Below are 13,360 nucleotides of genomic sequence, written 5' to 3' on the forward strand. Positions count from 1 at the left end.
CCTTTAATTGGTATTTGCTTAATAGTTTAACGATTGCTAAGCGAATGACAACGTAAAATATCATTCGCTTAGCTAATAAGTATTAGGGGCTGTTGATCTTTGTTTATATTTTCAGCAATAGGTTGTTTTTAACACTAGCAAAGCAGAATGAACGATGTTTGGTTGTTCCAAATAAGTGAGATTCTAATGCTGCTAGCGTTAAAAATAGTCATTGCCCAAAGGGCTGAGTCTAAAATACACTAACTTAACTGGCTAACTAACCTTTGCTTACCTTTTGCGGCATACCTTTTGACATCTTCAATTAATAAGTAATTTACCGGTACCAGTATTAAGGTAATAAAAGTCGCAAAGATAATACCAAAGCCAAGCGATACCGCCATTGGGATCAAAAACTGGGCTTGGGTCGCCTTTTCAAACAATAATGGCATTAAGCCAATAAAGGTGGTTAATGACGTTAGCATCACCGGACGAAAGCGCGATTGCGCGGCAATTAGCACAGCATTGAACACCTTATCTCCGGCGCGAACTTTAGCATTAATAAAATCAACTAAGACTAAGCTGTCATTAACTACCACACCAATTAACGCCATTAAGCCGAGTAAACTCATAATGGTCAGGTCCATACCCATGATCCAATGGCCAATAATTGCCCCTATTGCGCCAAACGGAATGACCGACATAACAATAACCGGTTGCAGATAGGACTTAAACGGTATTGCTAATAAACAATAAATAATAAAGAAAACAAACAATAGCCCCCAAGCAAGACTATTGAAAGATTCTGCCTGTTCACGAGCTTCTCCTTCAAAGGTATATGACAAGCCAGGATATTTACTCATCAACTCCTTTAAAAACTGATTAAGATCAGCATTGAGTGTGGTCATATTGGTCGCATCTTTATCAACATCAGCAGTAACATTCACCGTGCGATATCTATCTATGCGCTTGATTGCTGATGGACTCTTACCTGGCGTTAATGTCGCCACGTGTGATAGCGGAACTTTGCCGCCTGTAGGCGTGTTGATCAACATATCATTAAGCTTAGCTACCGACTGACGTTCAGCCAAAGGAAAACGTAACATTACCCGAACGTCGTCGCGACCGCGCTGAATACGTTGAATTTGCGCGCCAAAGTAGGCATCTCTAACCTGCCGTGTTATCCATGAATTACTCATACCCATAGCATAACCTTGCTCGGTCAGTTCTATTTGTAGCTCCTCCTTGCCATCAGATAAACTATCGGCAATTTCAAATGCGGTCGGATAAGTACGTACTCTTGCTTTAACTTCATCGGCCGCTTGTTCCAAGGTTTGCAGATCTGTTGCTGACAGCTGAATATCAATGGGGTCGCCACCTCGACCAATTTCGGCTCTAAAAGTAAGGCTTTCTGCGCCCGGTAACGGGCCAATAAGCTCACGCCACTCTTTAACTAACTGCGACGTGCCGATACCGCTTTCATTTTTATCTGCTGGGACAATTTCAAAGCGCACTCGACCTTTTTCTTCACTGGTGATCGCTAAAGTATTTAAAATAATACTATTGCCTTCATCATCACGATATTTATCTTGCAGTGTTTTTGCCGCATTAGACATTTTTTCAACATAAGCATCAACCACATCAAAGCTGCTTCCCACCGGCATAGTCACGTTACCTCGTGCGGTTTCACTGGCAATACGAGGGAAAAATACAAATCGTGTCCAACCACTGGTAATAAAAGCTAAAATCAAAATAAACACGCCGACAAATAAGGCAATTGTCGTTAAACGATTACGAATAGCTAACGACAATAGTGGATTATAATAACGTAAAATGGAGGCTTCAAAACCGTCAGCAAAACGTTGTTGCCAAGCGCTAAATTTTGATTGCTTGGTACTTTCGCTGCGCAAGCGCAGGTTCTTTAAATGCGAAGGTAAAACAAATTTAGACTCGATTAAGCTAAATAGCAGCACGGGAATAACAATAACCGGAATTTGCGCAAACAATGCCCCCCGCTGCCCTTCAATAAAGGCCAATGGCAAAAAGGCCGCTACTGTGGTTAAAATTCCAAAAGTAACTGGAGTTGCCACTTCTTGGGTACCCTTAATGGCCGCTTCAATACCACTAGAGGCGGTTTGGGTATGGCGGTAAATATTTTCGCCAGTGACAATGGCATCATCAACCACTATCCCGAGCACTAAGATGAAGCCAAATAAGCTCATGATATTAATTGAAATATCAAAAAATGGCATAACGATAAATGCGCCCATAAAACTAACAGGAATGCCAATAGAAACCCAAAATGCGATGGATGGTCGTAAGAACAATGTCAGCAAAAGTAAAACGAGAAAGCCACCTTGTAAGGCATTGGTGGTTAATGTATTTAACCGGCTCTTGACGATTTCAGAGTCATCATCCCAGTAACTTAACACAAAGCCTTTAGGTAAAGTGTCTTGACGTTGGTCAATATAATTTTTTACGGCATCGGCGACATCTATTGCACTTTGATTGCCAATACGAAAAACATCAATTAGTGCCCCTTGTTGGCCATTAAAGCGCGCGCGTAATGGCGTTTCCTCAAAGCCATCGTTTACTTGTGCAACATCTTCTAAGTAAAGGAAAGTGCCATCGGTATTGGTTTTGATCACTACCTTTTCAAATTCATCACGACGATAAGCTTGACCAATATTACGCACTAAAACATCACCACCTTCAGTGCGAACATTACCCGCAGAAATATCCACCGAGCTATTGCTGATCGCCGTTGAAATTTCAGTTAACGTTAATTGGTACTGTTCAAGCTTACTTTGATTGACTTCAATACTAATTTCGTAATCACGCACCGCATCTAACGATACTTGCGTAACTTGCGGTAAACGCAATAAGTCATCGCGTACTTGTTCAGCAAATTCACGAATTTCTTTTTCACCATATTCAGAGGCAATAGTCACTGAAATAACATCGCGAATACGTTGAGCAATGGCGATAACAGGCTTTTCAGCATCAACCGGGAAAGTATTAATGGCATCGACTCGACTTTTGATGTCGGCCAAGAGATCACGGACATCGGTGGCTGAGTCAGCTTCAATGCGAACAGTCGCAGCCCCTTCAACCGAGATACTGGTAATTTTTTCAATACCTTGTAAGTCTTGCACCGCTTCCTCTATTCGAATAGCGACACCTTGCTCGGCATCTTCTGGAGTTGAACCTCGTAATGCCACAGTAACATTGACAATTTCCGATTCGAACGACGGAAAAACCTCTAGGGGGATGCTACTTTTTATTGAAAATATGCCGGCTAATAAAATGGTGATCATTAATAAATTAGCAGCGACATGATTTTTAGCAAACCAAGCGATCATGACTCAACTCCTTTTTTATTAGCGGGGTTTGAATCTTTTACTTTGTCGCCATTGATTGGCTTACGCGGCTTACCTTGTTTAGCGTCTTTACCTGCCTTGACGTTACCTTTCTTAAAGTTTTTTTTGCCCGAAGTTTTTGCCATTACCGCTTTGCCGTCAATACTGCTAATGCTGACGATAGTGCCAGAAGTTACTTGTCCTAGTGGCGTTAACACCAGTAATTCTTGCGCGTCTAAACCTGTTTTTATCACTGCAACATCATCATTTTGCCAAGCAATACTAATATTTTTACGTTTCAGCATATTGTCTTCTACAACATAAACGTAGCTGCCTTGATAAATAGCTTTGTTGGGGATTGTTAACGCTTGCTCTATAATTTTGCCGTTTATTTTCGCACTAACATATTGGCCAATTTTTAGTGGCAAACTATTACCTTCATTTTTACCATAAGGATCATCAATTTGTGCGACAACAAACAACTGTTGTGATTCTTCATCAAAGGCCCCTTCGGTACGTACCACTTTACCAAACCAACTTTGACGTGTGGCTAAGTCAGAATGAATAGTGACCGCCGGTTGCTGATGAATATTTTCATCCTGAAAACGACTGTTTTCTGGTAACACCATGTAAGGTAAGTCTTTATTTTTCAAAGGTAGGCGAATTTCGACATAATCTACCGCATAAATTTCTGCAAGCTCAGTACCAACACTGACTACCTGACCCACATCAACCGACTTACTTAAAACACGGCCGGTATATGGGGCAATGATATTGCTCCGCTCTAATGCCAGCTCTGCCTTTGCTAAACCAGCTTCTGCTGAATAAACCGTTGCTTGTGCTGCCATTAATTGTGGTTTACGTAAAACAAGATCCGGCGCTTGTTTACTGTTTCCTAAGCGCTGCCAGTCTTGCTCTGCTTGCGCGACCCGCGCTTGCTCTTCACTTAAATTTTGCTTAGCCGTAAATAAACTTGCTTGGGCAATTTTTACTTCCGCTAACAAATCTCGTTGATCTAATTGTACTAGCACTTCACCTTGCTCGAAAAAACCTCCGGCTCGAAATTTCGGACTAATGCTAATAATTTGCCCAGAAACTTGTGGGAGAAGTATGCTTTGAGTGCGCGGTTTAATAGTGCCATAACTGCTAATCGTTACAGCAAGATCGGCACGAGTTAATTTTTGCACTTGCACATTCAATTGCGGTGCCGTACTAGGACGAGCTCGTTTTGTTGATGGTGGATTACTACTCACTATATAGGCAACAAACACCAGTAACGATAAAACAATAATGGGAAGAATTCTTTTTATTTTGACTGACATTATTTTTCCAAACTTGTGCTGTGAGTTAACGACATTGGCGTTAAGCTTTGTGATTGTTTTATTGAATTTGTTGCTAAACTGGTTGCGGAGTTGATCGCCATTTGGTTATCAACACTAAGATAATCACCACCTAATGCGCTATAAATTTCAATACGATTTTGTAATAGCTGATTAGTTAGTTGGATCACAGTAGTTTGTGCATCAAAAGAGCGGCGTTGTGACTCGAGTACAGTGGTATAAGTTACTAACCCACGCAAATACTGATCAAATGATAACTTTTCCGCGGCCAAGGCATTTTCTTGTGCTTTAAGGTAATAACGATAACGTTGTGCTAACGACTCTCGTTCGCTAATACTATTTTCTACATCAGCAAATGCTTGGTAAACCTGTTGTAAGTATTGTTGCTCTTTTTGCTCAACGGCCAACTTTGCTTGCTGCTCTAATGATTGTAAACGTCCGGCATTAAACAAAGGAGTTGTTATATTACCCAATAGTGACCAAGCTAATGCGCCACCATCAAGTAAATTATTTAACTCTGTTGCATTATCACTAACGCTAGCGTTTAAGTTAAAACTAGGGAAGCGCTGTTTATGTGCGACAGCTAGGCCCGCGTCTAACGCCAAGAGTTCTAACCAGCTGGCTTGAATGTCTGCTCGGCGCGTCAACAATTGCGCTGGTAAACCCAAATCAATATCCGTGGCAATAAAGGGAAGTTCTTGTTCAGCTACTTTCTTCGCATAAGGGTAATCACCCAGCAGCAGTTCTAAAGCTCTACTTTGTAATTTTAAGGTTTGCTCTTGTTGAGCTACCCTCGCAAGCTCTTGGTTAACATCATTTTTAGTTAAATAAACATCAAGCGCATCATTCAAACCTAATTGATATGATGATTGGATCATCACTAAATTGCGTTGTAAATTATCGGCACGCTCTTGATACAAATTAAGTAATTGTTGTGCTTGCGTTAAATCAAACCACGCTTTAGAAATATTTGCCACTAACGTCAGTTTACTTTGCTGATAATTAGCTTGGGCGGCGGCATAACTTAAACGGTTTTGATTTTGCTCATCAGAGAGCTTACCCCAAAGGTCGATTTCATAACTTAAATCAACACTAATATCGGCGTCGGTTTGATAGCTGCTTGTGTCGTTAGTCACTTGCTTACGCCTAGCGTTACTAATGGCTAATGACAATTCTGGAAAATCTGTGGCTGCACTGACTTGCAAACGTTCTTTGGCAATTTCAAGATTAATGCTATCGGCGCGTAATTGATAATTATTTACTAATGCATAAGCAACCATTTGCTCAAGCGTCTGATTATTAAAGCTTCTTAACCAGTCATCAACAACTATGCTCTTTGAACTATTTTGAGTTTGCTTTGTTTGCCAATTTTTCGGGCTATTATGTTCAATATCCAAACTAGGATTTTTAGATGACATACCACTAGGCGTACTACAAGCACTGATGAGCACTGCCATGGTAATAACAGCAAGATTATGTGCCTTTAACGGTACGCTTGGTAATATTCGTTTAAGCTTCCTTACGTTACCTAGCTCGCTGATACCACTATGTTTACTTGCACGAACTTTCAAAACCTTCCCCACAGACAAAACTATAATTAGATTAACTATAGTATGGCTCGGTTTTGGGGCAAACAATGTTATTTACACTGTTTTACATTAGTTTTTATTTGCTACGATGAATGGCGGTATTTTCGCGATTAATGGTAACTTTACCAACAAGAACAGCAACTAATGAAAGTTTCTAGATTGACAATGTAAACCTTCAATACGATCCGTTAAGTCTAATAAACGCCCTGCGATAATATGAATAACATCACCCTCTCGTTCCAAAATTCCTGTGACTTTTAATATTTTCGCGGTTAAAAAGGCTTTTTTTTGTGCGTTGGCTGTGGCTTGCCATACCACGACATTGCTATTGCCCGTGTGATCTTCTAGCGTGACAAAGGTCACCCCTGATGCCGTGCCAGGACTTTGCCGTCCCGTAACTAAACCAATAATAGTCACCACACTTTGTCCTGGAATATTGGCTAAGTCTCTAGCCAAAATACAGCGACCAATAAACATTCGTTGTTGTTCATCAGCAAGCAGTAATGCTATCGGGTGCTGATTTACACTCACTCCAGTACTAGCATAATCCTCAATTAAATTATCCATGGCGCTTGGTGTAAAAAAAAATTCACTTTGTTCTGGCGCCTCCGGCATATTGTTATTAGCGGCTTGCCACAAAGGTAAAGTGTTTTCAGTGTCCATTAATTGCCAACGAGCTTGGTAACGGTTATCAGCTAACGACTTTAAGGCATTTGCACTCGCCAGCAAATTTATGTCATCACGCCTTAAGGCTTTTTTCATTAAAGTAGTAAAATCTTGATAACCTTGTTTTGGTCTCTGCGTAAGCAATTGCTTGGCACTTTTATCTGATAAACCTTTCACCATATTCAAACCGAGTTGGATACCATAAGCATTTGATGTTTGCTCGTATGCTAGCTGATGTTCAAAGGAGGAATGGTTAATGTCTATTTCACTAATGGTAATGCCATGACGCTGAGCATCTTGTATTAATTGTGATCGGGAATAAAAACCCATCGGATAACTATTAAGTAGGCCGGTATAAAAAGCGGCCGGATAATAATACTTTAACCAAGCAGAAACATAAGCTAATACGGCAAAACTTGCTGAATGTGACTCAGGAAAACCATACTCACCAAAACCACAAATTTGTTGATAAATACGTTCAGCAAAGCTTTCTTGGTAGCCTCGAGCTTTCATTCCCGAGATTAATTTCTCACGAAACTGTATTAACTCACCATTTCGTTGCCATTTCGCCATAGCGCGACGTAATTGATCGGCTTCACCACCACTAAAGCCTGCGGCCACCATAGCAACTTTGATCACTTGCTCTTGAAATATTGGCACACCCAATGTCCGGCTTAAGACCTCTTTAATCGCTTCTGATGGATAATCTACCGGCTCAAGTCCTGCTCTTCGCCGCAAGTACGGATGCACCATATCCCCTTGGATAGGCCCAGGTCGGACAATGGCAATTTGCACTACTAAATCGTAATAACATTTGGGCTTAAGTCTGGGTAACATGCTCATTTGCGCACGCGACTCGATTTGAAAAATGCCGACGGTGTCTGCCTGCTGCAGCATTTTATACACTTGAGGATCTTCAGGTAAGCGCGTGATATCAGCGATGGTCAGCTGTTGCTTATAGTGTTGCTTTATATAGCTAAAAGCACGTCGAATTGCCGTTAACATGCCCAAAGCCAAAACATCAACTTTTAATAACCCTAGCGTTTCTAAATCACTTTTATCCCATTGAATAACAGTACGCTCGGCCATAGCAGCATTTTCTACAGGCACAAGTTCATATAACGGCCCTGATGAAATAATAAAACCACCAACATGCTGCGATAAATGCCGTGGAAAGCCGATAATCTCGTCTACCAATTGGATAAACAATTGCGCTTGATGGCTATTTTTATCTAAACCTAACTCAATAACCTGTTCTCGCCAACTAACTTTACTATGGCGACGATTAATGTTTTTAATAAAAAAACTCAATTGAGTGTCATGAAAGCCAAAGGCTTTACCGACTTCTCGAATAGCACTCTTTAATCGATAAGTAATAACTGTCGCTGCTAACGCCGCATGTTCACGGCCATACTTTTGATAAATATACTGAAAAATTTCTTCTCGGCGTTGATGTTCAAAGTCGACATCAATATCAGGCGGCTCATTTCTTTCTTTTGAAATAAAGCGCTCGAATAATACCGATATTTGTCTCGGGTCTACTGAAGTAATTTCTAAACAATAGCAGACAATAGAATTGGCGGCAGAGCCTCGGCCCTGATAAAGAATATGTTGCGATTTCGCGTACTGAACTATGTCGTATATGGTCAAAAAAAAGTATTCGTAGCCTTGTTCTTCAATTAGTATCAGTTCTTTATCAATAACGGCTTGGATCTCGCTTGTTATTCTGCCTTTAAAACGTAACGCGATACCTTTTTCAACTAACAATTTTAGATAGCCAATAGCCGAAAAGTCTTTAGGAATAAGCTCTGCAGGATATTCGTATTGTAAACTTGATAAACAGAACTGACATTGATTTGCTAACTCAATGCCAGCAATAATATAGTCATCGGGGTAAAGTTTAAGTAACTTTTTGATAGGTCTAAGAGACTTTTCAGCGTTTTGCTCAAGTAAAGTCCCCATGTCTTTTAGCATTTTACCATGGCGTATTGTGGTTAATATATCTTGTAGTTTCTGCCGCTGAGCAATGTGCATTAATACCCCGCCACAAGCGATAATAGTTAGCTGATGTTGCTCAGCTAACGCTTGACAATGTTGCTTGAAAACAATTTCGTTCGCATGTAAAAATCGCGTATATGCGAGTGACAATCTTGCTCTGTGGTAACGTAATAATACGGAGATATCATGCTGATCTTTTGCCAGTTCCCCACTAGGTAGCCAAAGCACAAAGCAGTGCTTAATGGAGTGTAAATCCCAGTAAGTGAATTGATAATGTCCCTTATTGCAACGTCGTCGAGCGTTGGTGATCACACGACATAGTTCTGCATAGCCCTGACGATTTGGCGATAGTAATATAAGCTTTAGTCCATCTTCTAGCTGAAACTTTGCGCCAACAATAAGCTTAATAGCTAATTGTTTCTCTTTTATCTCTCGATAGGCACGAACAACCCCAGCTACCGAACATTCATCGGTGATAGCAAGTGCGCTATACCCCAGTTTAGTAGCTTGCAAGACAAGCTCTTCAGGATGAGAAGCCCCCTGTAGAAAAGAAAAATTAGATTGGCAATATAGTTCAGCATAACTCATTAATTGCGCTCTTTCTTGCATTACGAGAAGTAGCCATGCATGTACCACTGACTATTGGCTTCTCTATATACCCAACAGCATTGCCCTTGAAGGTTTATCGCCACAAAATAGTCGCGTTGATACTGAGGCTCTGTTCTCGCATTATTGATCGTTGAAGTTGTATTAATATTTTGCGTTGTTTCTTGAACTGCCGCTTGCTCCCACCATGCTGTAGTTATACGTTCAGGGCCATGTAAAATACTAATATTTGACAGTAAAGGCTCTGGCTCAGCGAGAATAAAACTTGGTCTTAAAGGGCTGCTTTCATGCAATGCATTACTAGCACAGACATTTTTCTGCATAGTTTCGGCTAATTTTCCTTGCCTAGTTTTAATACCATTGCTTTGATCATCAGCATTATTGATTAGTTGCTCAATAAAGGGAGTGTAACAACAAGCTAACTCCACTCTATGGTCGTTACCTGGCTGCAGACGTAGCACTTTTTCATCACCTAATTTATTGACGAGTAACGACGCCAATTGTGCTAATGACAATTGCCCTTGCTTGCCACTGAAAATGTCACCTATCTCGCCCGTGTTGGCCTGAAACTGCTGCACGAGTAAAGCAACCTTAGTGATGGGAGCAAGCAATTTGATACGAGTGAGTTTTAAATTAACTAAATTTAACCACTGTGCCGCTAAGTATTCACCTGTGGCACTACTGATCACTAATGATTGCTGTAACACATGGCGAAGGTCGTCAGTTCGCTGATATAAACGAAACTCAAGCTGTAAACAAATAGAATCACGACGTAGCAAAAATGCTTCCAACAATTGCAGTAATTGCTTAATCGGCTGCAATAAAACTTCAACATGGGTTATTTCATATAACAATTCAGTACTGTGCTCAAAAAAACACTTAGGTTGATAAAACGTCAAAGATTTATCAATTTGGCCCGTCAATTGTGCTAAGTACTCGATAGTTTTACTGTCTAAGCGCTTAGCAAACTCTTTTACTGGCAACGCCTGCAGTTGAGCTAAGGTTTTAATGCCTAAACGCGCCAGCGAGTTTTTCGCTTTATCAGTAATAAATAGCTGCTCAATACCCAATCTGGCACTTGCTTTTGCAATGATATCTGTTTCTGTTGCAAGCAAATTAATACCCGAACAAGCCAATGCCTGCGCAGACATAACACTATAACCACAAGCAAAGTTTGCATTAATATTAAAAGGTTTTAGCACCACATTGATTGCTTCGACGTAGGCTGACAAGTGCTGATAAAGCTGCAACATATCTCCAACTTTAAGCGCTAAGCCATGTGGTGGAAATAGCGCTATATTGGCTGTAACACTATATAGTTGCTCTGCAATGGTCAGTAAGTATGCCTCTTCTTCTACTCCTTGGTATGGCACAACACAAAGATCATGAGCCAAAGATGCCGCCATACCTAACCCCATGCCCAACTGAATACCTTTTGCTTTGGCGCTTTCATTCAATTGCACAAGAGAGTTTTTTCTACTATCAACAATAACAACAGCCTGATCATTGACATTATCTTGCTCTTTTATTGCAGATATAGGCCGGTTAGCCTGCAAGCAATCAAGCTGTAAAGATGGAAAATTAATATATAACCACAGCATCAGTAAAGTTTAAGAGTGAACAACAACAACGGTTAATTGGTGTTAAGGTGCTGAGCAATAGAAGTTTTTAGCTTATGACTGACTCGTTGCTGACTCGATAGTGGTACTACAACATTGCTTATCACGGCATCACTGGCATTATCTATAGCGCCGTTTTTTACTAAACTTGGCCATTGTTTATGCATGTTGACAACAAAAGGCTTACAAGGCCAGCCACCAAGCTGTTTTTTAACTTTTACTTTTATTCCTGTTGGCCGAGGTTCTAATGCCACTGATAATGAAACAGGTAAGGCTAAATCAACACTATGTGGTGAGCGAAAAATAATCTGTACTGCATTACCAGTGACTGCGGCCTGTTTTAAACGTTTAACTTGATGTACAGCTAGTAACTGTTGCCATAACAACACCGCAAAACAACAACCACTTTTCAAGCATTGCTCTGCCGCCCATAATGATTGTTCAGGCTTCTGTGAAGATATAATCAGTAAATTCTCTAGGGGGATGGATGCTTGCAATAGCATTAGAGCATTCACTTGCGCTGGCGGTGCAATAAAAACAATTTGCCGACTTTGATTATGCTGTGCTAATTCTGCTTGTAATAAATTAAGCAAATAGGGAAGAAATAATCGTAATTCACCAATACCATTAATAGTTTGTACTTCTATCACGCCTTGACGAGGCAAGCCACCATCTAGGTGTTGGTTTAATTCTTGGTAACCACTATCAATATTTTCAACAACATTGCTAACTTGATCTGCTGGCCAAATTTTTCCTTGATGATGTAATTGTTTAAGCATTTTATTCATTGTAGTCACACAACCATAACTATACTGTATTTTCATACAGTATAGTTATATGGTGATAAATTAACAAGGTAACAAAACAGAAAAATCGACCGTACATTAATATTATTGATGAATATTTCGCTAGATATTTGATAACAAATAAAGTTTTAAATAATAAAAAAGCAGGCTAGTGCCTGCTTTTTTATCTATACATGGCTTTATGCCTTATTTTGCTCGGCGTTGAATTACTGCTTGCTCAAGCTCTGCCAGTAGAGTTTCAGTATCTTGCCAACCGATACAAGCATCAGTAATACTTTGTCCATAAGTTGCAGCTTGACCATCAACTAAATCCTGTCGACCTTCAATTAAGTGACTTTCTACCATAACACCAAAAATATTTTGGTTACCTTGACTCATTTGCTGGCAAACATCGCGACAAACTAACATTTGATTTTCAAATTTCTTACTACTGTTAGCATGGCTAAAGTCAATCATGATGTTGGTATTTAACCCTGACTTATCTAGCTGTTCGGTAACGCTTTTAACGCTATCAGCATCAAAATTTGTTGTTTTGCCGCCCCGTAAAATAATATGACAATCTTCATTGCCTGCGGTTTCAACTATTGCTGAATGACCATATTTTGTTACGGATAGAAAGTGGTGTGATGCACTGGCGGCGCCAATAGCGTCAATTGCCACTTTAATGGTGCCATCAGTACCGTTTTTAAAACCAACAGGACATGACAAGCCCGAGGCTAATTCGCGATGTACTTGGCTTTCTGTGGTGCGCGCACCAATAGCGCCCCAACACATAAAATCAGCCATGTACTGTGGTGTGATCATATCTAAGAACTCACCTGCAGTAGGTAGGCCAAGATTGTTCAAATCAAGCAACAATTTACGTCCAATGCGTAAACCATCATTGAGCTTAAAGCTGTTATCCATATAAGGGTCATTGATAAGCCCTTTCCAACCAACGGTTGTTCTTGGCTTTTCAAAATAAACTCGCATCACAATTTCTAGCGTGTCTTGATATTTTTCACGCATTTTTACTAAGCGCTCACCATACTCTAACGCGGCTTTAGGATCATGAATAGAGCATGGGCCAATCACGACGAGTAAGCGATCATCTTGATTATTAAAAATCTTACTGATGGCTTGTCTGCCAGCAAAAACCGACTTTGTAGCTTGTTCTGATGAAGGAAATCGCTCAAGTAATGCGATAGGAGGTAAAAGCTCTTTGATTTTATTAATACGAACGTCGTCGGTTTGGTAAACCATAATGTTTTCTCTTTATACTGCTAGTAATTTCTATTTAATATTTACGTCTAGACACCTAGATGATTAGTCCCGCAGTTAATTTATCAGTGTTATCACGCTAATAGCAACATAAAATACGAAAAAAGCGGTATAATAAAATTATTCGACATCAAAGAAACA

The 13,360-nt window shown here is 40.2% G+C and carries 7 protein-coding genes; all 7 read right to left on the reverse strand.

Translation table 11 applies throughout. The features are described 5' to 3' along the window. Nucleotides 1–239 precede the first annotated feature (239 nt). The 7 genes from AC27JP_RS08545 to aroG all read right to left on the reverse strand — a co-directional run bounded on the left by AC27JP_RS08545 (nt 240) and on the right by aroG (nt 13,201). On the reverse strand, nt 240–3,338 hold the full coding sequence (locus AC27JP_RS08545) for an efflux RND transporter permease subunit (protein ID WP_487114019.1): 3,099 nt from the start codon (nt 3,336–3,338) through the stop codon (nt 240–242). Further along, nucleotides 3,335–4,657, reverse strand: coding sequence for an efflux RND transporter periplasmic adaptor subunit (locus AC27JP_RS08550; RefSeq protein ID WP_487114021.1), 1,323 nt, complete (start codon nt 4,655–4,657; stop codon nt 3,335–3,337). Before AC27JP_RS08550 ends, AC27JP_RS08545 begins: the two co-directional genes overlap by 4 nt. Beyond that, nucleotides 4,657–6,246, reverse strand: a complete 1,590-nt coding sequence (locus tag AC27JP_RS08555) for an efflux transporter outer membrane subunit (protein ID WP_487114023.1) — start codon at nt 6,244–6,246, stop codon at nt 4,657–4,659. The genes AC27JP_RS08550 and AC27JP_RS08555 overlap by 1 nt, the downstream gene beginning before the upstream one ends. 159 nt (nt 6,247–6,405) lie before the next feature. Beyond that, the gene (locus tag AC27JP_RS08560) at nt 6,406–9,516 is read right to left on the reverse strand and encodes an error-prone DNA polymerase (protein WP_487114025.1); all 3,111 of its coding nucleotides are present in this window, start codon (nt 9,514–9,516) and stop codon (nt 6,406–6,408) included. Nucleotides 9,517–9,536: 20 nt separating this feature from the next. Beyond that, complete coding sequence (locus AC27JP_RS08565) at nt 9,537–11,135, reverse strand: Y-family DNA polymerase (RefSeq protein ID WP_487114027.1); 1,599 nt, start codon at nt 11,133–11,135, stop codon at nt 9,537–9,539. Nucleotides 11,136–11,167: 32 nt separating this feature from the next. Next, nucleotides 11,168–11,941, reverse strand: a complete 774-nt coding sequence (gene imuA / locus AC27JP_RS08570) for a translesion DNA synthesis-associated protein ImuA (protein WP_487114029.1) — start codon at nt 11,939–11,941, stop codon at nt 11,168–11,170. 204 nt (nt 11,942–12,145) lie between these two features. Beyond that, a complete protein-coding gene (gene aroG, locus AC27JP_RS08575; protein WP_487114031.1) occupies nt 12,146–13,201 on the reverse strand; it encodes a 3-deoxy-7-phosphoheptulonate synthase AroG in 1,056 nt (351 codons plus the stop codon). Between the last annotated feature and the right edge of the window lie 159 nt (nt 13,202–13,360).

The sequence above is a fragment of the Colwellia sp. SU-HH01172 genome (assembly GCF_057553355.1).

Bases quoted from the DNA above. Each gene is read 5' to 3' on its own strand.
- AC27JP_RS08545 (WP_487114019.1), bottom strand. From the start codon at position 3,338: ATGATCGCTTGGTTTGCTAAAAATCATGTCGCTGCTAATTTATTAATG.
- AC27JP_RS08550 (WP_487114021.1), bottom strand. From the start codon at position 4,657: ATGTCAGTCAAAATAAAAAGAATTCTTCCCATTATTGTTTTATCGTTA.
- AC27JP_RS08560 (WP_487114025.1), bottom strand. From the start codon at position 9,516: ATGAGTTATGCTGAACTATATTGCCAATCTAATTTTTCTTTTCTACAG.
- AC27JP_RS08565 (WP_487114027.1), bottom strand. From the start codon at position 11,135: ATGCTGTGGTTATATATTAATTTTCCATCTTTACAGCTTGATTGCTTG.
- imuA (WP_487114029.1), bottom strand. From the start codon at position 11,941: ATGAATAAAATGCTTAAACAATTACATCATCAAGGAAAAATTTGGCCA.
- aroG (WP_487114031.1), bottom strand. From the start codon at position 13,201: ATGGTTTACCAAACCGACGACGTTCGTATTAATAAAATCAAAGAGCTT.